The organism is Streptomyces lydicus (assembly GCF_000717345.1).
Taxonomy (GTDB): Bacteria; Actinomycetota; Actinomycetes; order Streptomycetales; family Streptomycetaceae; genus Streptomyces; species Streptomyces lydicus.
The window spans coordinates 28,751-54,086 of record NZ_JNZA01000039.1 but is presented as its reverse complement, the minus strand read 5'-3'; the positions used below and the strand labels follow the sequence as shown (position 1 = coordinate 54,086).

Annotated in this window: 21 protein-coding genes; 12 read left to right on the top strand and 9 right to left on the bottom strand. The window is 72.0% G+C overall.

Annotated elements, in window-relative coordinates:
• Positions 1-11: 11 nt before the first annotated feature.
• Positions 12-1,202, bottom strand: coding sequence for a serine hydrolase domain-containing protein (locus OO62_RS29745; RefSeq protein ID WP_033270723.1), 1,191 nt, complete (start codon positions 1,200-1,202; stop codon positions 12-14).
• A gap of 294 nt (positions 1,203-1,496) precedes the next feature.
• Here OO62_RS29745 and OO62_RS29740 point away from each other — a divergent pair, with 294 nt between their 5' ends.
• Positions 1,497-2,198, top strand: coding sequence for an isochorismatase family protein (locus OO62_RS29740; RefSeq protein WP_078617426.1), 702 nt, complete (start codon positions 1,497-1,499; stop codon positions 2,196-2,198).
• A 73-nt stretch (positions 2,199-2,271) separates the two neighbouring features.
• On the opposite strand, the gene OO62_RS29735 is transcribed toward OO62_RS29740, so the two are convergent.
• Positions 2,272-3,087 (bottom strand): lipase family protein, encoded by an 816-nt coding sequence (locus OO62_RS29735; protein ID WP_033270722.1) that lies wholly within the window; start codon positions 3,085-3,087, stop codon positions 2,272-2,274.
• 266 nt (positions 3,088-3,353) lie between these two features.
• Here OO62_RS29735 and OO62_RS29730 point away from each other — a divergent pair, with 266 nt between their 5' ends.
• From OO62_RS29730 to OO62_RS29690, 9 genes are all read left to right on the top strand, one after another.
• Positions 3,354-3,740: a hypothetical protein gene (locus OO62_RS29730; RefSeq protein ID WP_033270721.1), complete on the top strand. Its 387-nt coding sequence runs from the start codon at positions 3,354-3,356 to the stop codon at positions 3,738-3,740.
• A 93-nt stretch (positions 3,741-3,833) separates the two neighbouring features.
• Positions 3,834-4,433 (top strand): 2Fe-2S iron-sulfur cluster-binding protein, encoded by a 600-nt coding sequence (locus tag OO62_RS29725; RefSeq protein WP_033270720.1) that lies wholly within the window; start codon positions 3,834-3,836, stop codon positions 4,431-4,433.
• A complete protein-coding gene (locus OO62_RS29720) occupies positions 4,433-5,452 on the top strand; it encodes an FAD binding domain-containing protein (protein WP_033270719.1) in 1,020 nt (339 codons plus the stop codon). Before OO62_RS29725 ends, OO62_RS29720 begins: the two co-directional genes overlap by 1 nt.
• 26 nt (positions 5,453-5,478) lie before the next feature.
• Entirely contained in the window at positions 5,479-7,590 is a 2,112-nt protein-coding gene (locus tag OO62_RS29715) for a xanthine dehydrogenase family protein molybdopterin-binding subunit (protein WP_033270718.1), read from the top strand.
• 175 nt (positions 7,591-7,765) lie between these two features.
• Positions 7,766-8,314 (top strand): ATP-binding protein, encoded by a 549-nt coding sequence (locus OO62_RS29710; protein WP_033270717.1) that lies wholly within the window; start codon positions 7,766-7,768, stop codon positions 8,312-8,314.
• A gap of 402 nt (positions 8,315-8,716) precedes the next feature.
• Positions 8,717-10,774, top strand: coding sequence for a phosphocholine-specific phospholipase C (locus tag OO62_RS29705; RefSeq protein ID WP_033270716.1), 2,058 nt, complete (start codon positions 8,717-8,719; stop codon positions 10,772-10,774).
• A gap of 148 nt (positions 10,775-10,922) precedes the next feature.
• Positions 10,923-11,981: an aldo/keto reductase gene (locus tag OO62_RS29700; RefSeq protein ID WP_033270715.1), complete on the top strand. Its 1,059-nt coding sequence runs from the start codon at positions 10,923-10,925 to the stop codon at positions 11,979-11,981.
• Positions 11,982-12,102: 121 nt separating this feature from the next.
• Positions 12,103-12,525 (top strand): cupredoxin domain-containing protein, encoded by a 423-nt coding sequence (locus OO62_RS37480; protein WP_063739070.1) that lies wholly within the window; start codon positions 12,103-12,105, stop codon positions 12,523-12,525.
• A complete protein-coding gene (locus OO62_RS29690) occupies positions 12,522-12,947 on the top strand; it encodes a hypothetical protein (RefSeq protein WP_099871201.1) in 426 nt (141 codons plus the stop codon). The genes OO62_RS37480 and OO62_RS29690 overlap by 4 nt, the downstream gene beginning before the upstream one ends.
• A gap of 18 nt (positions 12,948-12,965) precedes the next feature.
• On the opposite strand, the gene OO62_RS29685 is transcribed toward OO62_RS29690, so the two are convergent.
• Positions 12,966-14,144, bottom strand: coding sequence for a L,D-transpeptidase family protein (locus tag OO62_RS29685; RefSeq protein WP_078617424.1), 1,179 nt, complete (start codon positions 14,142-14,144; stop codon positions 12,966-12,968).
• A 216-nt stretch (positions 14,145-14,360) separates the two neighbouring features.
• Positions 14,361-15,761, bottom strand: a complete 1,401-nt coding sequence (locus OO62_RS29680; RefSeq protein ID WP_206738441.1) for a DUF6777 domain-containing protein — start codon at positions 15,759-15,761, stop codon at positions 14,361-14,363.
• 204 nt (positions 15,762-15,965) lie between these two features.
• Between OO62_RS29680 and OO62_RS29675 the strand changes: the two genes are divergently transcribed.
• Complete coding sequence (locus OO62_RS29675) at positions 15,966-17,300, top strand: streptophobe family protein (RefSeq protein WP_033270714.1); 1,335 nt, start codon at positions 15,966-15,968, stop codon at positions 17,298-17,300.
• Positions 17,301-17,307: 7 nt separating this feature from the next.
• Here OO62_RS29675 and OO62_RS29670 read toward each other — a convergent pair whose 3' ends face one another.
• From OO62_RS29670 to OO62_RS29660, 3 genes are read right to left on the bottom strand one after another with little or no spacing between them, the layout of a single operon-like run.
• On the bottom strand, positions 17,308-18,354 hold the full coding sequence (locus tag OO62_RS29670) for a serine/threonine-protein kinase (protein WP_033270713.1): 1,047 nt from the start codon (positions 18,352-18,354) through the stop codon (positions 17,308-17,310).
• Positions 18,351-18,938, bottom strand: coding sequence for a hypothetical protein (locus OO62_RS29665; protein ID WP_033270712.1), 588 nt, complete (start codon positions 18,936-18,938; stop codon positions 18,351-18,353). The genes OO62_RS29670 and OO62_RS29665 overlap by 4 nt, the downstream gene beginning before the upstream one ends.
• A 16-nt stretch (positions 18,939-18,954) precedes the next feature.
• The gene (locus OO62_RS29660; protein ID WP_033270711.1) at positions 18,955-21,312 is read right to left on the bottom strand and encodes an ABC transporter ATP-binding protein/permease; all 2,358 of its coding nucleotides are present in this window, start codon (positions 21,310-21,312) and stop codon (positions 18,955-18,957) included.
• A 387-nt stretch (positions 21,313-21,699) separates the two neighbouring features.
• Here OO62_RS29660 and OO62_RS29655 point away from each other — a divergent pair, with 387 nt between their 5' ends.
• Positions 21,700-23,304, top strand: coding sequence for a nucleobase:cation symporter-2 family protein (locus tag OO62_RS29655; protein ID WP_033270710.1), 1,605 nt, complete (start codon positions 21,700-21,702; stop codon positions 23,302-23,304).
• A 51-nt stretch (positions 23,305-23,355) separates the two neighbouring features.
• On the opposite strand, the gene OO62_RS29650 is transcribed toward OO62_RS29655, so the two are convergent.
• Positions 23,356-24,081, bottom strand: a complete 726-nt coding sequence (locus tag OO62_RS29650; RefSeq protein ID WP_077193831.1) for a transcriptional regulator — start codon at positions 24,079-24,081, stop codon at positions 23,356-23,358.
• Positions 24,082-24,406: 325 nt separating this feature from the next.
• On the bottom strand, positions 24,407-25,237 hold the full coding sequence (locus OO62_RS29645) for a TetR/AcrR family transcriptional regulator (RefSeq protein WP_228332562.1): 831 nt from the start codon (positions 25,235-25,237) through the stop codon (positions 24,407-24,409).
• Between the last annotated feature and the right edge of the window lie 99 nt (positions 25,238-25,336).

Genomic DNA, 25,336 nt, shown 5'->3' with positions numbered 1-25,336 from the left:
GGCCCCCGGCGTCAGCTCCGGGCCTGCTCCAGCGCCCGGTAGACCGCGGCGACCAGGCCGCCGTTGCGCGGGTCGGTGCCGGTGGTGCCTCCGCCGTACCTGTTCATGGTGTACGCGTACGACAGCCGGTTCTCCGGGTCGGCGAAGGCGTACGAGCCGCCCGCGCCGCCGTGTCCGAAGGCCCGCGGATTGGGCCCGGCCTGCCCCTGGTTCAGCATGTAGCCCAGCCCCCAGCGCAGCGAGGCGCCGCCCGGCGCGAGCGCGTCGATGGTCAGGTCGGGCTCGCCGGGCAGGCTCTGGGAGCGGCGCATCGCCTCCAGGGTCGCCGGCCCGACGAGCCGGCCGCCCGCCAGGGCCCCGTAGACGGTCGCCAGCCCGTGCGCGGAGGCGTGCGCGTTGCCCGCCGGGATCTCGGCCGAGCGGTAGGCGGCACTGTTGACGTCGCCGGTGGGGATGGAGGTCAGCGCCAGCATCAGAACGGCCAGCGGGTGGTCGGCGATCGAGGTGAACGGCGGCTTGGGCGCGCCGGGGAACTGCTCGGCGAGCCGCGCCTCGTCCAGCTGCCCGACCATGTCCGCGCAGGAGGCGTGCTCCTCCTCCGGGGTGCCGATGAACACCCGGGCGCCCAGCGGCCCGGTGATCTCGCTGCGCAGGAACGTGCCCAGCGACTGCCCGGTGATCCGCCGTACGACCTCCCCGACGAGGTATCCGAAGGTCACCGCGTGGTAGCCCTGCGCGGTGCCCGGCTGCCACCACGGCTCGGTGGCGGCCAGGGTGGCGCACACCGCGTCCCAGTCGTAGGCGCGCCCGGCCGGGAGCGGCCGGCGGGGCGCGACCAGACCGGCCCGGTGGCTGAGCAGCCAGCGCACCGGCAGGTCCTGCTTGCCGGCCTGCGCGAACTCCGGCCAGTAGCGGGCCACCGGCGCGTCGAGGTCCAACTCGCCGCGGTCCACCAGGAGATGGGCGCACAGCGCGGTCATCCCCTTGCTCGTGGAGTAGACGTTGACGAGGGTGTCGCGCTCCCACGCGCGGGTGCGGCCGGCGTCCGCGTGACCGCCCCACAGGTCGACCACCGGCTCACCGTCCACGGTCACCGCGACCGCCGCGCCGACGTCGCCGTGCTCGCTGAAGTTCCGCTCGAACGCTTCCCGTACGCCGTCGAAGCCCGGTGCGCAGTGGCCGCTGACCGTGGCTGCTCCCATGGTGGCTCTCCTCACGTCGTCCGTGTGCGGTCATCCGGTGCGTCGTACGCGCGTACGACGTGTCCTACCGGATGATCCGTCCCGGTCGATGCCCCTGGCAACCATGTGCGGCCGGACGGCTCAGCGGCGCGTGTCCGGACAGGGCGGGCGGCGGACCGGCCCGGTGTCGCGACTGGTGAGGGAAGAGGGGCGGGTGGGGGCGCTTGGGGCGGCGGGAGGGCGTCGCGCACCCCGGTGGCCGGATCGCGCCGCGGCCGGCCCGCACCGCCCGGCCGCCCCCGCACCATGGTCACCATGACCGCGACGCCCGTGCCCCGTACCGACACCGCTTCCGACAGCGACACTCCCACCGAGGCCGCTCCCGCTACCGACACCGCCGCTGCGGCCGAGTACACCGCTGCCGGTGCCGCCACCGGTGCCGGGGCGGCGGAGGCCGTCGAGGCGCTGCTTCTCGTCGACCTCCAGACGGCCTTCGTCGCGGGCGACGAGGCCGTGCCCGACGCGGCCCGGGTGCTCGACCGTGGCCGCGCGCTGCTCGCCCGGGCCCGCGCGGCCGGCGCGCTCGTCGTCCATCTTCAGAACGACGGCGCGCCCGGCACCGTCGACGAGCCGCACACGCCCGGCTGGGAACTCCACCTGCCCGTCCAGCCGGGCCCCCGCGAGTCCGTGATCCGCAAGGGCGAGGACGACGGCTTCGACGGCACCCCGCTCGGCGCGCTGCTCGACGGGGCCGGGGTGCGGGCGCTGGCCCTGTGCGGGGTGCTCTCCGAGATGTGCGTCGCCGCGACCGCCCGCACCGCGCTGGCCCGCGACTTCCGGGTCGTGCTCCCGCACGACGCCCACGCCACCTACGACATCCCCGCGGCGGCCGGGATCAGCGAGCGGGTGCCGGCCGCCCTGTCCTCCCGCGCCGCCGAGTGGGCCCTGGGCGACGAGGTTGAGATCGTCCCCCGGGCCGCCGACGTCACCTTCACCGCTCCCCGCCGCGGCCGGTGAACCCCCGCCGCGGCGTGTGACGTCACGCCGCGGCCGGGTCTCCCCGTCTCCGGCGCGATCCTCGACCCGCCGGTCAGTTCTGGTTCTTCTCCAGCGCGTCGATGTAGGCGTGCATGAAGTGGTCCCGGACGCCGTCGGAGGCGGGCGCGAGCAGGTCCGCGGTGAAGCCCTTGGCGCGGTCGGCGAGGCCGGTCAGCAGCGGCATGGTGTTGTGGATGGTGCCCTTGGCGTCGATGTAGCGCAGCGCGGAGACATGGTGGAACGGCTCCGGGGGGAGCTGGGGCACGATGTCGTTGTTGTTGACGAAGCGGTACATCCGGTCGCTGAAGGCCGAGTTGAACGCCTGCGAGAGCAGCCGGTCACAGGTGCGCGGCTGGCCGAAGGTGTAGACACCGGTGGCCGTCACGTGCGGCTCCTCGAAATGCAGCCGGGCGCCGGCCAGCATCGCCAGCGCGCCGCCGAGGCTGTGGCCGGTGAACCACACGGTCTGGTTGTTGTCGCGGAACTCGTCGACGGCCGCGCGCACCTGCGGCCAGATGCTCTGCAGCGCCTCACCGAAGCCGTAGTGGACGTACCCCTTCCCGCCGGGGCCGGGCCACGGCGGCGTGGTGGCGTCGGACAGCCAGTCGATCATCTTCGCCGGCTCCGTCCCACGGAAAGCGACGATGATCATGTGCCGGCCGCCGAGGGTGTACGCCTGGGTGTCCTCCAGCGGGAACGGCGGGCGGAACTCCGTGTGGTGGTGCCGGACCCGGTCGAAGCCCCAGTCCCGGGCGGCGGCCTCGACGGCCTTCTCGTCCTTGTACGCGAGCTCGGCGGCGCGCGCCATGCACAGCGCATGGCGGACGCTGTAGGCGATGGCCTTCTGATCGATGGTGAGGCTGGTCAACGGGGGCTCCTGATCGGTTCGGCGCTCGTACGGCGGTGTCCGGGCGAGACGCGTCCGGCCGGTGTGCGCACCGCGGCGGTATGCCGGGCGCACTGATGGTTACGGAGCGCTCGCATTGACTACACAGCGTAATGGTCGCGTCCCGCGGCGTGCCGGTGCGCCCGTTCAAACCACTCGTTCGAGCCTCGGGTCGCACACACCCGGCCGGGGGGCGAGCCTGGAAACGTCCGGCAGCCGGAGGAAGGTCCCCAGAGGAAGGCCCCACAGTGAACAGCGCGGAACAGGCATCACACACGGAACACGTATCGGCCGAGGTGGTGGTGGAGCTGGAGAGCTGCGCCGCACAGGACGCGCACGCCGTCTTCAGCGCGCTGCGCACCTCCTTCAGCTCCGACCGGTCCGCCGACGACGTGCCCGAGGAGATGTCGGGGCCGGGGGCGACCGTGTGGACCTCGACCTTCGACGTGAGCGAGATCAAGGAGCAGGCCGAGCCCCGGCGGTTGACCGCACCGGTGCTGCTCAGCGCCCAGGGCGGCTACTGGGCGGTCGACCAGCTGACCAAGGCCCTGGGGCCGGCGTTCGTGGTGCACGTCCTCGGAATGGCCGCCGGAGACCAGGAGAAGGAGGTCGAACTGCGTCTGGAAAGCCGCTAGAGCGTGTGCGGACGGGCCCCGGGCCCGCGGGCACGGTGGGCGGCGGCGGGGGAGACAGCCAGGTACACGACCCGCGTCGAAAGGTATGAGCGAGTGGAGCCCACCAACCAGCCGGCGGCCGAGCAGCGCTCCGCGCTCGTGCTGCACATCAACGGCACACCGCAGAGGCTGACCCTGGACCACCGGACCACCCTGCTGGACGTGCTCCGTGAGCACCTCGGTCTCATCGGCGCCAAGAAGGGCTGCGACCACGGCCAGTGCGGCGCCTGCACGGTGCTCGTCGACGGACGGCGCGCCAACAGCTGCCTGCTGCTGGCCGTGGCGCAGGAAGAGCGGCAGATCACCACCGTCGAGGGCCTGGCGGAGGGCGAGCGGCTGCACCCGCTGCAGGAGGCGTTCCTGGAGCGGGACGCCCTCCAGTGCGGCTACTGCACCCCGGGCCAGATCTGTTCGGCCGTCGGGATGCTGCGGGAGGTGGCCGACGGCTTCCCGTCCCACGTCACCCCGGCCACCGCGGACCCCACGGTCCCGGTGGAGCTGAGCACCGACGAGATCCGCGAGCGGATGAGCGGCAACCTGTGCCGCTGCGGCGCCTACCCGCGGATCGTGGAAGCGGTCGAGGACGTCGCCGCGGCCGGTGCGGACGGGCATCCGGCCGGTGCGGCCGGCCGCCCGGGACAGGGGGTGGCCTGATGAAACCCTTCGGATACCTCCGCGTGAGCAGCGTCGAGGAGGCGGTACGCGCCGCTGGCGAGCACCCCGGGGCCCGGTTCCTCGCCGGCGGCACCAACCTCGTGGACCTGATGAAGCTGGGCGTCGAGGAGCCGCGGACGCTCATCGACGTCACCCGGCTGCCGCTGGACCGCATCGAGGAGCTGCCGGACGGGGGAGTGCGGATCGGCGCGATGGTCCGCAACAGCGACCTCGCCGCGTCCGTCCCCGTGCGCGAGCGCTACCCCGTGCTGTCGCAGTCGCTGCTGGCGGGAGCCTCCGGGCAGCTGCGCAACACCGCGACCACCGGCGGCAACCTCCTCCAGCGCACCCGCTGCCTGTACTTCCAGGACACCTCCAAGCCCTGCAACAAACGCCTTCCGGGCACCGGCTGCCCGGCCCGGGAGGGCGTCCATCGCGACCTGGCCGTACTCGGCCACTCCCAGCACTGCGTCGCCACCCAGCCGTCGGACATGGCGGTCGCGCTGGCGGCCCTGGACGCCACCGTTCACCTGCACGGCCCCGACGGCGAACGCAGCGTGCCGGCCACCGACTTCCACCGGCTGCCGGACGACCACCCGGAGCAGGACACCGTGATCCGGCCCGGCGAACTGCTCACCGCGATTCAGCTCCCGCCGGTGGCCACGGGCACCCGCTCGCGCTACCGCAAGGCCCGCGACCGCGCCTCGTACGCCTTCGCGCTGGTCTCCGTCGGCGCCGTACTGGACGTACGGGACGGTGTCGTACGGCGGGCCGCGCTGGCCTTCGGCGGGCTCGCGCACCGGCCCTGGCGCGCCCGCGCGGCCGAGGAGGTGCTCCAGGGCGCCCCCGCCACCGAGGACACCTTCGCCCGTGCCGCCGAGGCCGAACTCGCCGCCGCCCGCCCGCTGCGCGACAACGGCTTCAAGGTCCCGCTGGCCCGCAACCTCGCCGTCGGCGTGCTGACGGACCTGGCAGAGATCGAGGACCCGGCAGATCCGGGCCCGTCCCGGCCGGCCTGACCGCTCCCACCCGAAGGACTCGCCCCATGAATCCGCACTTCCCCCCAGGCCCGCCCCCGTACCCCCTGGGTGCGCCCCTCGTCCGCCGCGAAGGCCGCGAGAAGGTCACCGGCACCGCGCGCTACGCCGCCGAACACACCCCACCGGCCTGCGCCTACGCCTGGCCGGTGCCGGCCACCGTGGCCCGCGGCCGGGTCACCGCGGTGGACACCGCGGCGGCGCTCACCCTGCCGGGCGTGTGCGCGGTGCTGACGCACGAGAACGCGCCCCGCCTCGCGACCGCCGACGATCCGACGCTGCTGGTCCTTCAGGAGGACCGGGTGCCGCACCGCGGCTGGTACGTCGCGCTCGCCGTCGCCGACAGCCTCGAAGCCGCCCGCGCCGCCGCCGACGCGGTCCGGGTCAGCTACGCGACGGAGGAGCACGACGTCGAGCTGACCACCGGGCATCCGCGGCTCTACGAGCCGGAGACCGTCAACGGCGGCTATCCGGCGACCCGGGAGCGCGGCGACTTCGACGGGGCGTTCGCCGACGCCCCGGTCACCGTCGACGCCCTCTACACCGTTCCGCCGCTGCACAACCACCCCATGGAGCCGCACGCGGCCACCGCCTGGTGGAGCGACGGCCATCTCACCGTCCATGACGCGAGCCAGGGCTCCACGAAGGTGTGCGAGGACCTCGCCGCGCTGTTCAAGCTGGAGAAGAGCGACGTCACCGTCGTCTCCGAGCACGTCGGCGGCGGCTTCGGCTCCAAGGGGACGACCCGGCCGCAGGCCGTGCTGGCGGCGATGGCCGCCCGGCACACCGGCCGGCCGGTCAAACTCTCCCTGCCGCGCCGGGAGATGCCCGCGGTCGTCGGCCACCGCGCGCCCACCCTCCAGCGCGTCCGCCTCGGGGCGGGCAGGGACGGCGTTCTCACCGCCCTCGCGCACGAGAGCGTCACCCACACCTCGACCGTCACGGAGTTCGTCGAGCAGGCCGCGGTGCCCGGGCGCGTCATGTACACCTCGCCCAACAGCCGTACCACGCACCGGGTCGTGCCGCTCGACGTGCCGACGCCTTCCTGGATGCGGGCCCCCGGCGAGGCCCCCGGGATGTACGCCCTGGAGTCGGCCCTCGACGAACTGGCCGTCGCCCTCGACCTCGACCCCGTCGAGCTGCGGATGCGCAACGAGCCGGACACCGAGCCGGACTCCGACCGTGCCTTCAGCAGCCGGCACCTCGTGGGCTGTCTGCGGGAGGGCGCCGAGCGGTTCGGCTGGCAGCCGCGGGACCCGCGCCCGGGCGTACGGCGCGAGGGGAGGCTGCTGCTGGGAACCGGCGTCGCCTCGGCCACCTACCCCGTCCTGATCGCCGCCTCCGCCGCCGAGGCGCACGCCACGGCCGACGGCGGCTTCCGCATCCGCATCAACGCCACCGACATCGGCACCGGCGCCCGCACCGCGCTCGCGCAGGTCGCCGCCGCCGCGCTGGGCGTGCCGGAGGAGCGGGTCGGCATGGAGATCGGCAGCAGCGATCTGCCGCCCGCGATGCTGGCCGGCGGCTCGGCGGGCATGGGCTCCTGGGGCTGGGCGGTCCACAAGGCGTGCACGGCGCTGCGGGCGCGGCTGCGGGACCACGTGGGGCCGCTCCCGGCGGACGGCTTCACGGTCACCGCGGACACCCGCCAGGAGACCTCCGAGCGGTCCCCGTACTCCCGGCACTCCTTCGGCGCCACCTTCGCCGAGGTACAGGTCGACACCGTCACCGGCGAGGTGCGGGTGCGCCGGCTGACGGGCGTCTACGCGGCCGGACGGATCCTCAACCCCCGTACGGCGCGCTCCCAGTTCACCGGCGGCATGACGATGGGGCTGGGCATGGCGCTGATGGAGGGCAGCAGCCTGGACCCCGCCTTCGGCGACTTCGCGGAACGCGATCTGGCCTCCTACCACGTGCCGGCCTGCGCCGACGTTCCGTGGATCGAGGCGCACTGGCTCGACGAGGACGATCCGCACCTCAACCCCATGGGCAGCAAGGGCATCGGCGAGATCGGCATCGTCGGCACCGCGGCGGCCATCGGCAACGCCGTGTGGCACGCCACCGGCGCCCGGCTGCGCGACCTCCCGCTGACCCCGGACAAGGTCCTGCCGTACCTGTGAGGCGGCAGGACGGGCCGATCGCCCGGACTGCGGCAGCTCACGATCGGTTGCGGAACCCCCGCCGCCGGGTCACCATGACAAATGACCCATACGTGATAAATGCTCACTCTTCGTGTTCGGGGTTCGTTGGTCCAACGAGGTGAAGGGCGTGAGCCTCGCGGTGAGGAGCCACGACATGACACTTCCCAGCGACCGGCACTACACGGTCGAACTGCACGCTTCGGCGGAGCGCGTGCCGCAGATCCAGCGGATCCTGGCCGCGCACCTGCGATATTGGAGCCTTGAGCTCCATATCGAGCCCGTGTGCCGGGGAGTGGCGGAACTCCTGACCAACGTCCATCGCCATATCGGCCCGGACGCCCCCTGTGTCGTCGAACTCCGCTGGTCCGGCCGCCACCTCACGGCGTCCGTCGCCGACGGGGGCCCGCGGCTGCCGAAGCTGTCCAGCGCCGGCGGCGGCGGACTCTCCAGGGTGGCGGCGCTGAGTGACAGTTGGGGCACCTGCGGCACCCCTGACGGCAAGGTCATCTGGTTCACCCGCCGGGTCGAGGCGACCCGTAAGGTCCCGCTGACCGCCCCCACGCCGCTGCGCAGCGTGCCCGACGCCAAGGGCCAGCCGGCGGTGCCGCCGGTCCTCCCGGTCGAGCCGCTCGTCGAGCCGGTGCCCGAGGTCGCCGCGGCCGGACCGGCCGCGACGGCCTCACCGGTGGTGGCCTGCGCCTGACGCACCACCAATAACGCGCACTCTCAGGGCGGGTGTCCGCCCCGGTCGGTAACGGCCGGGCGGACACCCGCCCTTTCGCCGTGCCCGCCGACGGACGGGGACGAAGGGGCACCCGCCCCGTGAGCACCCGCCCCGTGATCGCCTGCGCCGGGCTCTCCCGCGTCCCGGCCGCCGTCTTGACCCGGCACGCGCCGGTTGCCCGAAATGTTCTGGCCGGAGTGCCGTACAACGCTCCCCACCAGGGAGTTCGTCATGCGTACCGCGATGAGTCATCCGTGTGACACCCCCCCTTCCCTGGCACTCGTTCCTCTTGGAACACTCTGCTGACCGTTGTCCCCTCACACGAGCGCGCAGTCCGTCCCCTACCGCGAATTCCCCACATCCGAAGAGGTTCCCACACTCATGCCTGAACTCAACCGGCGGCGTTTCCTCCAGATCGCCGGCGCCACCGCGGGCGTCTCGGCGCTGTCCAGCAGCATCGCCCGCGCCGCGGCCATCCCCGCCAAGCGGACCTCCGGCTCCCTCAACGACGTCGAGCACGTCGTCGTGCTGATGCAGGAGAACCGTTCCTTCGACCACTACTTCGGCTCGCTGAAGGGCGTGCGCGGCTTCGGTGACCCACGCCCGGTCATCCTGGAGAGCGGCAAGTCCGTCTGGCACCAGCCCGACGGCGGCAAGGACGTGCTCCCCTACCACCCCGACGCGGACGACCTCGGCATGCAGTTCATCGAGGGCCTCAACCACGACTGGGGAGGCGGCCACAAGGCGTGGAACAACGGCAACTACGACAACTGGATCCCGGCCAAGGGCACCGGGACGATGGCCTATCTGACCCGCAAGGACATCCCGTTCCACTACGCGCTCGCGGACGCCTTCACCATCTGTGACGCCTACCACTGTTCGATCATCGGCGCCACCGACCCCAACCGCTACTACATGTTCTCGGGCCACGTCGGCAACGACGGCTCGGGCGGCGGCCCGGTCCTCGGCAACGAGGAGGCGGGCTACAGCTGGACGACGTACCCGGAGCGGCTGGAGAAGGCCGGGGTGTCCTGGAAGATCTACCAGGACATCGGCGACGGCCTGGACGCGAACGGCAAGTGGGGCTGGATCGACGACGCCTACCGCGGCAACTACGGCGACAACTCGCTGCTCTTCTTCAACCAGTACCGCAACGCCAAGCCCGGCGACCCGCTCTTCGACAAGGCCCGCACCGGCACCAACGCCAAGCAGGGCGACGGCTACTTCGACCGGCTCAAGGCCGATGTGAAGGCCGGCAAGCTGCCGCAGGTCTCCTGGATCGCGGCGCCCGAAGCCTTCTCCGAGCACCCCAACTGGCCGGCCAACTACGGTGCCTGGTACGTCTCCCAGGTCCTGGACGCGCTCACCGCCAACCCCGAGGTGTGGAGCAAGACCGCCCTGTTCATCACGTACGACGAGAACGACGGCTACTTCGACCACATCGTCCCGCCGTTCCCGCCGGCCTCCGCCGACCAGGGCCTGTCCACCGTGGACACCTCGCTCGACCACTTCCCCGGCAACGCCACCTACGCCGCCGGCCCCTACGGCCTGGGCCAGCGCGTGCCGATGCTGGTCGTCTCGCCCTGGAGCACCGGCGGCTACGTCTGCTCCGAGACCTTCGACCACACCTCCATCATCCGGTTCCTGGAGCGCCGCTTCGGCGTCCACGAGCCGAACATCTCGCCCTGGCGGCGCGCCATCTGCGGCGATCTGACCTCCGCTTTCGACTTCGGCCTGGAGAACACCAAGCCGGTCGCGCTCCCGGACACCGACGGCTACCAGCCGCCGGACAAGGACCGGCACGACAGCTACGTGCCCAAGCCGCCCGCCAACCCCGTGCTGCCCAAGCAGGAGCGGGGCTCCCGTCCGTCCCGCCCGCTGCCGTACGCGCCGCTGGTCGACGGTGCGGGGACCGCCTCCACCGGCCGCTTCACGCTCACCTTCAGTGCCGGGGCCAAGGCCGGCGCCTGCTTCACCGTCACCGCGGGCAACCGCACCGACGGCCCCTGGACGTACACCACCGGGGCCGGCAAGACGCTCTCCGACACCTGGAACACCGCCTACTCCAAGGGCGTCTACGACCTGACGGTCTTCGGCCCGAACGGCTTCCTGCGCACCTTCAAGGGCGACGGCAAGAAGACCGGCCCCGAGGTGACGGCCCGTCACGACGCGACCGCCGGCCGCGTCGAGCTGACCCTGACCAACCCCACCGGCACCGACTGCCACCTCACCGTCACCCAGGCGTACGGCGGGGCGCACGAGACCTTCGCGGTCCGCGCGGGCGCCACCGTCAAGCACGCCTTCGACCTGCGCGCCAGCAAGCGCTGGTACGACCTGTCGGTCACCTCCGACACCGACAAGACCTTCCTGCGCCGGTTCGCCGGCCACGTCGAGACCGGCCGGCCGGGCGTCAGCGACCCGGCGATCATCACCGGCTGAACCGCCCGGCACGCCCGGCGCCGCACCACGACGGCGGTACCGGCCCCGCACCTGACCGAAGGCGCGGGACCGGTACCGCCGTTACGTTTGCGCTGGAGCGCGCTCCAACTCCTAGCGTGGCAGGCACCGACGAGCGAAGGGAAAAACCGTGCGCTACACACTGTTCGGCAAGACCGGCCTGCGGGTGAGCGAGCTGAGCCTGGGGACCATGACCTTCGGCGAGGAGTGGGGGTGGGGCACCGCCAAGGAGACCAGCGGCCGGATTCTGGACGCCTACGCGGACGCCGGCGGCAACTTCCTCGACACCGCCAACAACTACACCGAAGGCACCGCCGAGCGGACCCTGGGCGAACTGCTCGAAGGGCGCAGGGACAGCTTCGTACTGGCCAGCAAGTACACCTGCGCCACCCACAAGGGCGAGGTGAACGCGGCGGGCAACCACCGCAAGAACCTGGTCCGTTCGGTGGAGGAGAGCCTGGCGCGGCTGCGCACCGACCACCTCGACGTGCTGTGGGTGCACGCCCGGGACAACTTCACCCCCGTCGAAGAGGTGATGCGGGCGCTCGATGACGTGGTGCGCACGGGCAAGGTCCAGTACGTGGGCGTCTCCGACTGGCCGGCCTGGGAGATCGCGCAGGCCAACACCCTCGCCGAGCTGCGCGGCTGGACCGCGTTCGCCGGCTCGCAGCTGCGCTACAACCTGCTGGAGCGGACGCCGGAGCGGGAGCTGCTGCCGCAGGCCCGCGCCTTCGACCTGGCCGTGCTGGCCTGGGCGCCGCTCGCGGCCGGGAGGCTCACCGGCAAGTACCGGCGGGGCGGGACCGGCCGGCTGGACCTCGTCACCCCGGCCGGCGCGCGGAGCCGGAACGAGGAGGAGACCGTCACCGCGGTGCTGGAGGTCGCCGAGCAGGGCGGCTGGAGCCCGGCGCAGGTGGCGCTGGCCTGGCTGCGCAGCCGGCCCGGCAACATCGTCCCGATCATCGGCGCGACGAAGGAGAGCCAGCTCGCCGACAACCTCGCCGCCGTCGACGTCGAGCTGGACGCCGACGCGCTGGCCCGGCTCGACCGGGCGAGCGCGGTGGAGCTGGGCTTCCCGCACGACTTCGTGCGCGAGCCGGCCATCACCGAGAACATCTACGGCGACCGCTGGGCCGACATCGAGGACCGCCGCTCGACCTACCGCCGCACGGCGCACGAGGTCCGCTGACCGGCCACCGCCGCCCCCGCTACGCCGAACGCCGCCGCCCCGATGGCCGGGCGGCGGCGTCTGCGCTCTAGTGAGGTCAGGAGGCCGGCCACGGGGCCGGAACGAAGGAGAGCGACGCACCATGAGGAACTTCGTCAGGACGGCGCTCGCCGTGGCCACGGTCGCCCTCTTCGCCACGGCCACCGGTGGCTGTTCGGGCGGCGGGGGCGGCACCGCTCCCGCCACGTCCCGCGCCCCCTCGCCCGCGGGCAGCCCCGGCGCGTCCAGCCCCAGCGCCACCCCGCCCGCGGCCGGGCGGATCACCGTCAAGGACTACGCCTTCAAGCCCGCCGCCCTGGTCGTACGGCCCGGCGCCTCGGTCACCGTGGTCAACCAGGACTCCGTGACGCACAACGTGACCGCCACCGGCGGCAAGGCGTTCGCCACCGGCAGCATCAAGCCGGGCGCCAGGGCCACCTTCACCGCTCCCGCCAGGCCCGGCGCCTACCCGTACTTCTGCAGCATCCACCCGTACATGAAGGCACTGCTCACCGTCCGCCCATGAGGAGCGGGACCGGGTCGCCGGCGGAAGGTGCCGCCCGGCTGCTGGCGGCGGCCGGCCTGGCACTGGACGCCTACGTCCACGCCCGGCTCGCCGGCCGGTACGACGCGATCACCGCGACGATCGGCCAGGGCTTGCTCTTCCGCGTCGAGGCCGCGCTGGCGGCCCTCGCCGCCCTGCTGGTGCTCGTCGTGCGCCGGCCGGCCGCCGACGCCTTCGCGTGCCTGGTGGCGGCCGGCGGACTCGCGTTGCTGCTGCTCTACACCTACGTCGACGTCGGCCCGCTGGGGCCGCTGCCCGACATGTACGAACCGTTCCTGACCGGCGACAAGCAGCTCACCCTCGTCGCCCAGGCGGTCGCCGTGCTCGCCACCGGCTATCTGCTGCTCACCCGCGAACGGAGCCCGCGGCGCCACCGCAGGTGAGCGGCGTCGTGCGGCTGCCTACTTGAGCGCGCTGCGCTGCTGCCACTGCGACCAGGACTCCTGCCAGACCTCCAGGCCGTTGCCGACGTCGGTCTTGTTGGGGTTGCTGGTGCCCTTCACCTCGACCGTCGAGCCGACGGTGAGGAAGTCGTAGACCTTCTTGGCGTCCGCGGTGGTCATGCCGAAGCAGCCGTGGCTGTTGTTGACCACGCCGATCGACTTGTTCCACGGGGCGGAGTGCAGGAACGTCCCGGACGCGGTGAGGTGGGTGACCCACTTGGAGTCCAGCATCCACTCGGAGCCGTGGCCGATGGTGGCGGAGTCCATCGTCTCCGCCGCGTTCTTGCTGCGGACGGTGTGCACCCCGCCGCGGGTCGGGTCCTGCGGGGAGCCCGCGGAGCCGCTGATGCTGCCGACGTTCTTGCCGTTCTCGTACATGGTCAGGGTGTGCGAGGGGACGTCTATGACGGCCTTGTGGTCGGCGCCGACGCTGAAGCCGAAGTTGTAGTCCCGGGCGAACCAGCCGCCCTGCGCACCGGAGTTGACGCCGGACAGCGCGCCCTTCACGGAGACCTTGGTGCCGGCCGGCCAGTAGTCCTTGGGACGCCAGTCGATCCGGTCCTTGCCGGACCAGTCCTTGACCCAGCCCCAGGCGCCCTCGACCTTCGGCTGGGAGGTGACCTTCAGCGCCTTCTCGATCTCGGCGCGCCGGTCCTTGGCCACCGGGTTGTCGAAGAGGATCGAGACCGGCATCCCGGTGCCGACGTGCTGCCCGCCGCCCGGGGTGTTGGTGAGCTTGTTGACCTTGTCGGCCTGCTCCGTGGTGAACACGGAGGTGGCGGCGGACTCCTTGCCCTCGGTCGACTTCGCCCTGGTCTTCACGGTGTAGGTGGTCTGCGGCCGGACCTTGCCGTCCGACGTCCATGAGGTGCCGTCACCGGCCAGCTGCCCGCCGACCGTGCCGCCCTTGTCGTCCTTCACCTCGACCGAGGTGAGCTTTCCGCCGGCGGCCCGTATGGATATCGGCGCGCCGAGCTTGGCCGACTTGCTGCCCGCGGCCGGGGTGACGGTCACCTTGGCCGCCGGGGTGTCGGCCTTTGACGCACCGGCACCCGCTCCGCACGCGGTCAGCAGACCGGCCGCCGCGGTCAGGACGGGTACGAACCGGGCGGGGTGGCGGCGGAGTGCGGCGTGCACGGGATCCCTCCAAAGCAGAACGGCTGGCAGTGGCGGGCCCGGGCTCCGTGAGGGGCAAAACCCTCAAAGCCCGCCGTTGCACCCGCCGCATATGCAGAGGGTCTGTCCGCTGTGGAGGTTGTCCGGCGTACCGGATAATCAGGACACAGTTCGATATCGGAAGGGCACCCGCCGCGGCGGGTGCCCTTCCTGACGGTTACCGGTCCGGTCCGGCGGTCACGTCGCCGGTGGTGTGACTCCGCCCGAGGCCGGGCCGCCGCTGCCGGACGATCCGCCGGTGGACGTACCACCGGTGTTGGACCCACCCGTGGAGCCGCCGCCCGTCGTGGAGTTACCGCCCGTGGTGGAGTTACCTCCCGTGGTGGAGCCGCCGCCCGTCTCGGACCCGCCGCCCGTCTCGGACCCGCTCCCGGGTGGGGTGCCCCCGGTGGAGCCGGTGGGCCCACTGGTGGAGGACCCGCCGGTGGTGCTCGACTCGCCCGTCCCCGTCGGCGATCCGGGAGAGCTGGGGCCGCCCGACGGACCCGAGCTGCTGGTTCCCGGACCTGTGGTGTCGGAGGTGCCGGGGGAGCTGGCACCGGGCGGCGTCGAACCGTAGGGCGGTGGCTGGGAGGACGCCGGGCCGCTGGGCGTATTGGCCGGCGGGGCGGTCGGGCTGTCCGCGGCCGGACCGTTGGCGCCCTCGGGCCGCTTGAACCACTCGCCCGTCTTCGGGTTGCGCAGCGTGAATTCCTTGACCTTGGTCGGGGCCGGTTCGACGACGACGGCCTTGTTCGGCTGGAAGCCGGCCCACTTGTCGCCGACCACCTTCATGTCGTGGACCTGCTTCGGCTTCGTCAGCGGATTACCGCACTTGCAGCGGACCCGCGGCACGCCGTACGGGTCCACCATGACCGCGGTGCCGGCCTGGAGCACCGACTGGAATTCGTACGCCTTGCCGTCCTTGTAGCCGTGGTTGGTGACCCGGGTGTCGTAACCGAGCTGTACGGGCGTCAGCGACCGCAGATAGGCCGGGACCCCGCCCGGGGAGACACCCAGGACACCGGCGAACGCCTGGTTCCGCGCCGGGGCGCTCTGCAGGTACGTGATCTGCTTCTCGACGTCACAGGCCGCGTTGTGCTGGGTGCCGCCGTACAGGCCCGCCGTGGAGCCGGAGATCTCGGTTTTTGCGTTCGAGCTGCCGGCTTTCACCGGAGTGGGGGACGGGGAAGCCGTGGATGTGTTCGCCGTCGACCTGGTGACCGGGTTCTGGCCGACCGACGCGGCCGGTTCGGCGAACACCTCGGTCTGGCCGCCACCGCCCGGACGGGTGAGGACGACGGCCGCGATCACGGCCGCGACCACGATGGCCGCGATGATCGCGACCCGCGGTGCGGACCGCCACCAGGGCTGCCCGCCGCCGGCTCCGCCACCGCCCCCGCCGCCCCCGCCGCGGGGTCCGCGGGGTCCGCCGGGCGGGCCCGGGCGGGAGGGCTGGCGCTGGGGCTCCCACGGCTTGCCCGCCTGTGTCGGCTCGTGCCCCTGCGAGGGGCGGCCGGAGGGGGCGCCGGGTGGCCCGGAGAGGGGGCCGGTCGGTGGCCCGGTCGGGTGGCTGTCCGGCGGCGGTGGAGATGTCACGGGTCCCTCTTCCGGCGCGGGTGGGTCCTCCGCGCTGAGCGGTATGCCCACATTCATCCCTGTCTGAATCATTGTGTGCCCGGAGAGGGGGCTCTCCGCAAGCGGTCGGGACCTGCCGTGCTTACGGTGGGGGAGGGATGCGTGACATGCCGTGATCGGCACCTCGTGGACCGGCCCCAGGCAACCGACCTTCCGGGAGACAGCGTGAGCCACCTGCGAGGCCCCGCGCCGGCCGGTCCCCCCGGCCCGGTACGCGCCCGAGGCGTACCGTCCGTCGTCCGCGTCTGGGCGGAAGCCCTCGGCACGGCCGTGGCGGGCATCGTCACCATGCTCGTGATCGCCGCGCTCGGCCTGTGGGCGGCCGGCGCCGCCGACCTGCCCGGCGGAGCGTTTCCCTCGGTGGTCGCGGCCACCGTCCTGACCGCCGCCGGCGGTTCGGTCACCCTGGCCGGCGACGCCGGGATCATCGGCCAGGCCGACGCCTCCCTGGACGTCGTACCGCTCTCGGTCACCCTGGCCGGAGCGCTGGTCACCGCCGCCCTCTTCCTGCTGCCGCTGCGCCACCGCGCGGTGGCCGGCACCGGCGAACTGCTCGGCCGGATCGCCCGTACGGCGGTGTGCTGGCTGCTCCTCCTGCTGCTCCTCACACCCGCCGCCCGGCACAACTTCACGATCTCGGTGGGCAACGACCTCGCCGACCGGATCGGCGCCGAACTCGGCAGCACCCCCACCGTCGGCTTCCACGCCGATGTCCCGGCCACCCTCGGCGTGGGGTTGCTGTGGATACTGGCGCTGCTCGTGCTGACCTTCGTCGTCTCGCGCCGGGCCCCGCTCTCGCCCCGGCTGCTGCACTTCCAGGACTCCGTACGCCCGCCCGCCTACGCGATGGTGTTGACGCTGCTGGTCTACGTGGTGATCGGCCTGGTCGTCGCGGTCGTCGAGCTGTTCAAGGAGGGGCACCCGGCCGACGTCCTCGCGGTGGTCTTCCTCGGACTGCCGAACCTGGCCTGGATGGCGCTGGGCATCGGCGCCGGCGGCGCCTGGGTGGGCCATGTCGACAAGGCCATCGGGCTGCCCGTGCCGCACCTCCTGGACCAGGTGCTGGTCGGCCACGGGCAGCAGACCGTCGACGTCGGCTCGCTCGCCGAACAGGACGGCCGGGCCTGGCTGCTGGTGGCGGTGGCCGCCGTCGTCCTGCTGTCCGCCGCCTTCCTCGCCGCGGTCCGCTCACCGGCCCGGCTCCCCGCCTGGCGGCACGCCGTCGAGATGGCCGTCGCGCTGGCGCTCACCCTGCTCGTCGTCGGCCTGCTCACCCGCATCGCCGCCCACTACGGCCTCTCCCTGATCGGCGTCGGTGACCTCGGCGGCAACCTGGGCGGTGAGGTCACCGTGGAACCGCAGCTCCTCCGGCTGGTGGGCGTGGGCCTCGCCTGGGGACTGGTCACCGGCTTCCTCGGCAGCCTGCTGGCCCGCGGCGTACGGCACCGCGGCGAGGTACCCGGACCGGAGACCCGGCGCCCTCCGCACCCGCCGGCCTGAGCGGCGGCTACTCCGTGCGGCGGGCCGGGAAGACCGGAGCCGCCCAGCGCGGCGGCGGCGGGGGAGAGGTGCTGCGCCAGCTGCTCCGGCTCCCCGGCCCCGCGTCCACCTGCGTCAGATCATGCTTCTTCGGCCCGTCCCGCGGCGGCTCGGGCGACGGGGTCCGGCCCGCCGCGCGCACCGCCGCCACGAAGCCGCGGCAGGTTTCGTAGCGGTCCGCCGGCGCCTTGGCCAGTGACTGGGCGAACACCGCGTCGACGGCCGGCGGCAGGTCGGGCCGCAGCCCGGTGACGGCCGGCGGGGGGTCGTACTGGTGCGCCCACAGCAGCGCCATGTCGTCGTCCCGCCGGAACGGCGGTCCTCCGGTCAGCATCTCGAACAGCACACAGGCCAGGCTGTAGACGTCGCACCGGCCGTCCACCGGGCGGCCCGAGATCTGCTCGGGCGCCACGTAGTCCAGCGTGCCGACGAACTGGCCGACGCTGGTGAACCCGGTCAGCGACAGCGACTTCTTCGTCAGCCCGAAGTCGGTCAGATAGACATGCTCGGGGCGGTCGCTGTCGGTGCCCTCGGCGACCAGGATGTTGCCCGGTTTGACGTCCCGGTGCACGAGGTCGTGCGCGTGCGCGGCGTCCAGCGCGGAGGCCACCTGAAGGGCGATCCGGCAGGCGGTCTCCAGCGGCAGCGGGCCGTCACGGTCCAGCAGCGCCGCCAGGTCCCGGCCCTGCACGTACCGCATCGCGATGTAGAGCATGCCCTCGGTCTCGCCCGCCTCGAAGACCGGCACGATGTGCGGATGGTCGATGGCCGCGGCCACCCGCGACTCGTGGGTGAAGCGCTTGCGGAAGGTGTCGTTGCGGGCAAGTTCCGGCGCCAGCAGCTTCACCGCCACGGTGCGCCCGAGCCGCAGGTCCTCCGCCCGGTAGACCACCGCCATGCCGCCCCGGCCGATCTCGTCCTGGAGCAGGTACTCGGCGATCCGGCGGCCGCGCAGCCCGGAGGAGTCGGGCGCGGTGGAGCGCTCCCGGCTCCGGTCGTGCCCTTCGCCGTTCACCGGTACTCACCCGGCGGGTACGCCTGCGACCGCGGCGGGGGCTCGGCCGGCTGCGGCGTCGGTGGCTGCCGCGGCGGCTGCTCGCCGGAGCCCCTCGACGACGGCCGCGACTCCACCGCGTAGGTGTGCAGCGACACCCCGTCGCAGTAGCACCAGCGCTCGTGCCGGACGTCGTAGAGCCACAGCGCGTCGCCGTCCACGACCACGCCGATCCGGGTGCCGCGGCTCCGCTCGGAGAACGACTCGCCGTCCAGCTGCCCGGCGACCAGCTCCTCGACCAGCCGCCGGTAGCGGGCCAGTTCGCCCTCCAGGGCGCCCAGCAGCGGCCGGGGGTCGGCGGTCCGGGCGGCGGGCTGCCCGGCGGCCGGCGGTTCCCGCGGTACGGCCAGCAGCAGCCGGCCGTCGACCCAGGCCGCCCAGCCGTTGGAGCACAGCGCCAGCGCCCAGTCGCCACGGCGGTCGATGATCTGGACGGGCAGCAGCGGATCGAGCGGCGAACTCGGCAGCGACGAGTCCGGTGCCGACCAGGTCGCCATGCCCTCCGGCGGAACGACATGGCTGGGGGCGAACTCGGGAGAGGTCACGGGCGCCTCCTCGGCGCTACTTGCGCATGATCTCGGGCTCGTGCCGCCGCAGCAGGCGGGTGACCAGGAACCCCAGTACCAGGGAGAGCACAATCATCATGCCCATGTTGAGCAGCCAGACGGCCGGCTTGTGCTGGAAGAGCGGATCCGCGGTGATGTCGCCCGGCACCAGCCGGTGCAGATCGATGGTGCCTGCCATGGCGCCGAGCGCCCACCGGGACGGCACCAGCCAGGCCAGCTGCGCCAGCCCCGGCACGCCGTTCAGCTTGAGCAGCGCACCGCAGAACACGACCTGGATGATCGCGAGGAGGACCAGCAGCGGCATGGTGACCTCCTCCTTGCGCACCAGCGCGGACACGAAGAGGCCGAGCATCATCGCGGTGAACGCCAACAGGGCCACGGCCAGGGTGATTTCGATCAGTGGTGGCATCAACACGCCCTTGCCGCCGGGCGTGTTCAGCTTCACCCCGACCAGGCCCACCATGGTCAGCACCACGGCCTGGACGACCGTGATCGCCCCCAGCACCAGCACCTTGGACATCAGATACGCCGAACGGGACAGGCCGACGGCTCTCTCCCGCTGATAGATCGTCCGCTCCTTCACCAGCTCCCGCACCGCGTTGGCGGCACCGGTCAGCACCGCGCCGACGCAGAGGATCAGCAGGGCGTTGAGCGCCGAGTCCGGGGTGAGGCTGGATCCGGCCAGGGCGTGCGCCATCGCCCCCATCACGAAGGGCAGCGCGACCATGATGATCAGGAAGGTCCGGTCGGAACTCAGCGCCGCCGCGTACCGCCGCACCAGGGTGTTCAGCTGGCCGCTCCAGCTCTGTGCCTTGTGCGCTTCCACCGGGCCCTTCGGCGGCTCCGGGGCTTTCGGCGGCTGGCGGGAGTCCATCGCGATGTAGCGGCGGTGCTCCGGTGAGGCGCGGTAGTCGCTCGCCCAGGGCCGGGCGGTGTCGTTCTCGAAGGCTTCGAACGCCTCCGGCCACTGGGTGAACCCGAAGTACGGCAGTGCCTCGTCCGGCGGCCCGTAGTAGGCGATCGCCCCGCCCGGCGCCATGACCAGCAGCCGGTCACAGACGTCGAGGCTGAGCACGCTGTGGGTGACGACGATGACCGTGCGGCCGTCGTCCGCCAGGCCGCGCAGCATGTGCATCACGGAGCGGTCCATGCCGGGGTCGAGACCGGAGGTCGGTTCGTCGAGGAACAGCAGCGACGGCTTGGTCAGGAGCTCCAGGGCCACCGAGACGCGCTTGCGCTGGCCGCCGGAGAGGCTGTGGATGGGCTGGTCCGCCCGCTGGTCGAGGCCCAGTTCGTGGATCACCTCGTCGACCCGCGCCTGCCGTTCGGCCTTCGCGGTGTCCTCGGGGAAGCGCAGTTGCGCGGCGTAACCGAGCGCCCGGCGCACGGTCAGCTGCTGGTGCAGGATGTCGTCCTGCGGTACGAGTCCGATGCGCTGCCGCAGCTCGGCGTAGTCGCGGTACAGGTCACGGCCGTCGTAGAGCACCGTGCCGTCGTCCGCGGGACGCAGCCCGGTCAGCGCGTTGAGCAGCGTCGACTTGCCCGCGCCGCTCGGTCCGACCACCGCCAGCAGCGACTTCTCGCCCACCGGGAAGGACACCCCGTCCAGCAGCGTCTTCTGCGTCTTCTTGCCGTCGGAGACCCGTACCGCCAGGCCCTGCACGTCCAGTGAGACCTCGCCGTTGTCGATGAACTCCTGGAGCTCGTCGCCGACGAGGGCGAACGCGGAGTGGCCGATGCCGACGATGTCGCCGGGGATCAGCGGGGCCCGGTCCGCCACCGGCTGGCCGTTGAGGTAGGTGCCGTTGTGACTGCCGAGGTCGACGATCTCGAAGCCTTCGGCGCCGGCGCGCAGCTCGGCGTGCCGGCGGGAGACCGACAGATCGTCGATGACCAGGTCGTTGTCCGGTCCGCGGCCGATCCGGGTGGTGCGGGCGGCCGGGATGGGCCGTACGGAGCTGGGGGCGCGGAAGGTGCGGGTGCCGGCCGGGTGGGAGACGGCCGAGGGCCGGTCGATACGGGGCGGTCGCGGCGGCACCCGGGAGAGGACCGCGGACGGCCCGTCGGCGGGGTTGCCGAACCGGATCACGCTGCCCGGTCCGACGCCGGACTCCTGAATGCGCCGCCCGTCGGTGTAGGTGCCGTTCGTACTGCCCTCGTCCTCCACCATCCAGTGGCCGGCCCGGGCGACCAGCACGGCGTGGTGCCAGGAGACCCGGGCGTCGTCGAGGACGAGCTCGCTCTCCGGGTCCCGGCCGACGTGATAAACGCGACCGGGGTTCATCACCTGCGTGCCGCCGTCCGATTCGACGACGAGATCAGGCGCGGTGGGCGCATCCGGCCGCTCAGCCATACCGCGATTTTACGGCGGCGGGGCGGGCCCCGCCTCTTCAACCGCCCGCCGCCGAAGGCACAATTACCCCTCCGCAAAACGGCATTTCGGGTGTGATCCCGCTATGTGCGAGTGAATACGACCGGTTACTCGCGAGAAACAGCCCAGGTCAACTAAGGTGAGCGCTCCGATTGGCCCCACCTGCAAATTCCAAGCAAATGCCGGACTTTGCTGTGCTGATCGAAGGAAGTCCTGTCGAACCAGGACGTAAAGTGCAGCGCAGGGCTACGTGGTGTCGGCAACACCGCCAGACGTCGGCTTTGCAATACCGCGCCGGCCCGTCCGTCATCCGGGACACGACGGTGCCGGTTCCTTCTTATTCACCTACCTCGTGAAGGCAAGGCAGAGATGGCACGAGTCCCCCGACAAGACCCCCAGACGTTCTCCCGCCAGCGGGCACACCCCGTCGACGAGGTGCTCCCCGTCGGCAAACTCACGCTCTACGGTTTCCAGCACGTCCTCGCCTTCTACGCGGCCGCGGTGATCGTCCCGATCCTGCTCGGCAATGCCCTGGAGCTCTCCCACGAACAGCTTGTCTATCTGATCAACGCGGACCTGCTGACCTGCGGAATCGCCTCGATCATCCAGGCCCTCGGGGTATGGCGGATCGGCGCGAGGATGCCGCTGGTCCAGGGCGTCACCTTTACCGCGGTCTCCCCGATGATCGCCATCGGCCAGGGCGCCGGCGGCGGCACCGCCGGGCTCCTCGTGGTCTACGGCGCGGTGATCACCGCGGGCATCGCGACCTTCCTGTTCGCCCCGTTCTTCAGCAAGCTGGTGAAGTACTTCCCGCCGGTCGTCATCGGCACGATCCTCACCATCATCGGCCTCACGCTGATACCGCAGGCACTGCAGGACGCGGCCGGCGGTGCGCAGTTGATGGGCAAGCCCGAATACGGTGACCTCAAGAACCTCGGATATGCCCTGGGAACCCTGCTGTTCATTCTCGCCGTGGTCCGTATCGGCAAGCCGTACCTGAGCAGTCTCGCGGTTCTGCTCGGCCTTATCGGCGGCACCGGGGTCGCCTGGCTCCTCGGCGATGTGGATTTCAGCGCGGTGCAGAAGGCCGACTGGTTCGGCGTCAGCACGCCCTTCCACTACGGAATGCCGAAGTTCGAGGTGTTCCCCATCATCGCGATGCTCGTCGTCATGCTGATCACGATGGTGGAGACCACCGGCGACGTCTATGCCATCGGGGAGATCACGCGCAAGCGGGTCGACAACGACACGGTGGCCCGGGCGCTGCGCGCCGACGGTGTGGCGACCGTGCTCGGCGGAATTTTCAATTCCTTCCCCTACGTGGCCTTTGCCGAAAACATCGGCCTGGTGCGGATGTCCAAGGTGATGAGCCGCTTCGTGGTGGTCGCGGCCGGCGGCTTCATGATCGTCCTGGGTCTGCTGCCGAAGGCGGGCAGCCTGGTCGCCGCAATTCCGCATCCGGTGCTCGGTGGTGCGGCGATTTCCATGTTCGGCATGGTCGCCACGGTCGGCATCCAGATTCTCGGCAAGGTCGATCTGCGCGAGGAGCGCAATGCGCTCATCCTCGCCGTCAGCCTCGGTGCCGCGATGCTGCCCACCGCGGTCGCGCCGTTCTTCGACCGGATGCCGGAGGACGTCCGCGCGGTCCTCAACAGCGGGATCACGCTGGGCGGTCTGACCGCGATCCTGCTCAACCTGCTCTTCAACGTCTTCACCCGCCGCTCGGCGATCGAGATCGACTGGGACGAGATCGAGGACGACGACGCGGACGCGGACGCACCGCACCTGACGGCGGTGCAGGAGCCGGCCGGCGGCTACGAGCCACAGGGCGGGTACCAGCCGGCCGACCCGTACGGCCCGTACGCCCCCCAGGGACCGCACGGACCGCAGTCTCCCCAGCCGCCCCAGGCGCCGTACGGCCAGCCGGGCCAGCCGGGCCAGCAGGGACCGCACTGGGGTCTGCCGACACACTGAGCGGCGTCGGCTCCGCACCCGGGGGCGGGCCCTCGCCGGCCCGCCCCGGGGTCAGTGGGTGGTCACCGTGTTGAACGGCGGGGCCTCGCCCGCCTCGCCGATCAGCTCCCAGAAGTGGTCGACCAGCCGGCGCAGATACGCCGAGCGCTCGGCCGCGATCTCCTTGAGCCGGGAGTCGGCGTTACGCGCCACCAGATGTCCCATGTAGCGCTCGGAGAACTCCGCGAACTCGGCGTGCATGGTGCGCAGCGCGTCGCTCACCCGCGTCTTGTTCAGCGTGGTGATCTCGATGACCGGTGCGACATGCGCCTTCCAGCGCCCCTCGATCGCCGACCGCAGGTGCCCCGAGAGTTCCTCGTCCCGCCCCATCACCCCGATGAGTTTGCGCAGCGACAGCCCCAGCGCCTCCACCAACGCCTTGGTCTGGCGGTAGTCACCGCTCCACTGCCGCGCGGACTCCGCCGCCCGGTACCCGGCCGGGTCCATCCCGATGAGCTGGGACAGCCGCTCCACGCTCAGCTGCCGGGCCATGCGGTGCTCGGCCAGGGTGCGGGGCTCGATGCCCATCAGCGTGGTCGGCGGGCACCACAGGACGTCGGCCAGCACGAAGAGCTGCCCCTCGGTCGGCGCCTGGGAGCCGTACTCCCAGGCGTCGATGAGCTCGGGACGTACCGGCTCGCCGCACGCCGTCATGGACTGGGCGACCTGAGCCGTGGTCAGGCCCACCCGGGCCCGCGCGGATCTGGCCTCTGCAGGAGAGAAGGGAGTGCTGTACACGTACGCGACACCTCGCTGCACCCGGCGATGGAGGGGTGCTTTGGGGGCGGAGAGATGGAGGAACATCCAGGAGCGGGCAGATTAACAGATGGTCCATAGGTACGAAGCTCCAGTTCCCCTTCGAGTCGAAGGCGTCGGACCGCCGAGCCGTCACGGGCGAGAGATGTGCACTATCTGTCCTATTTCACGCATCAACTGGCTTACTGGGTATAGCCGATACCTTGGCGCTTACCGGGCGGTAGGGCCGTAACGATGTGCTCGGTTCGAAGGGCTGTCATGCGAGCGTTACGCGGACGAAGGGGGCCGCTGGCGGTGCGCGCGAGTTCTATCCGGAGCCCGCCACCCGCTGACCGCGCCCGCTTGCCCCTTCGCCGGGGACCCGCGCCGAGCGCGCCGGGTTACCGGCGAAGATCTTGTCGAGGTGGTAGTCGAGGGTGCGCCGTACGTCCGCCAGCGTGCGGCGCCCGTGCAGGACGTCACCGCCCAGCCCCACCGCCCCGGAGACCAGCAGGTCGGCCTCCCGCCAGGCGTCGAGACCGGGAGCCGTGTGCCCCGTCGCCTGCGCCGCCTCGATCAGATCCGCCACCAGCCGCTCCAGGGGCTGCTCGGCGGCCAGGAAGACCGCGGCGAGCGCGGGGTCGGTCAGGCTGCGGGCGTAGTAGGCCGCGAACACCCGCAGTGCGGTGGCACGTTGGGCGTCGACGGGCAGGAACTCCTCGAGTACGGCGCGCAGCAGGGCGCGCGGGTCGGCGGGGTCGTGGTCGATACGGGAGCGGGCGATCCGCTCGTTGTCGTCGTGGAGCAGGTGCAGCGCGTCCACCAGTAGCTGGTGCTTGCTCTCGAAGTGGTACTGCACCGCCCGCAGCGACACCCCGGCCTCGGCGGCCACCTCCCGCAGGCTCGCCTCGTGCAGCCCCCGCTCGGCGGCGATCCGCCAGAGCGCCTCGGCGATCTGCCGGCGCCGAGGGGCCTGCGTACCGCCCGCCGCCGGCCGTTCGGGCGGCGGCGGAGGGGCCTGTCTGCGCCGCCGGTACGCCTTGGCCTGGCAGCTGCGCGAGCAGTACAGCGCGGGCCGGCCGCGTCCCGCCGGGCTGAGGGCCGTACGGCACATCCGGCACACAGGCCCGGTCGCCGCCCCCTTTTCGTCACGCACCATTTCTTTCCGCGGCCCCTTAAATTGTGTGACGTAAAGCGAATTCCCCTGCCAATTAAAGGGACTTTCGCCTCTCACTCAATGATACGTTCGTAACGTCCT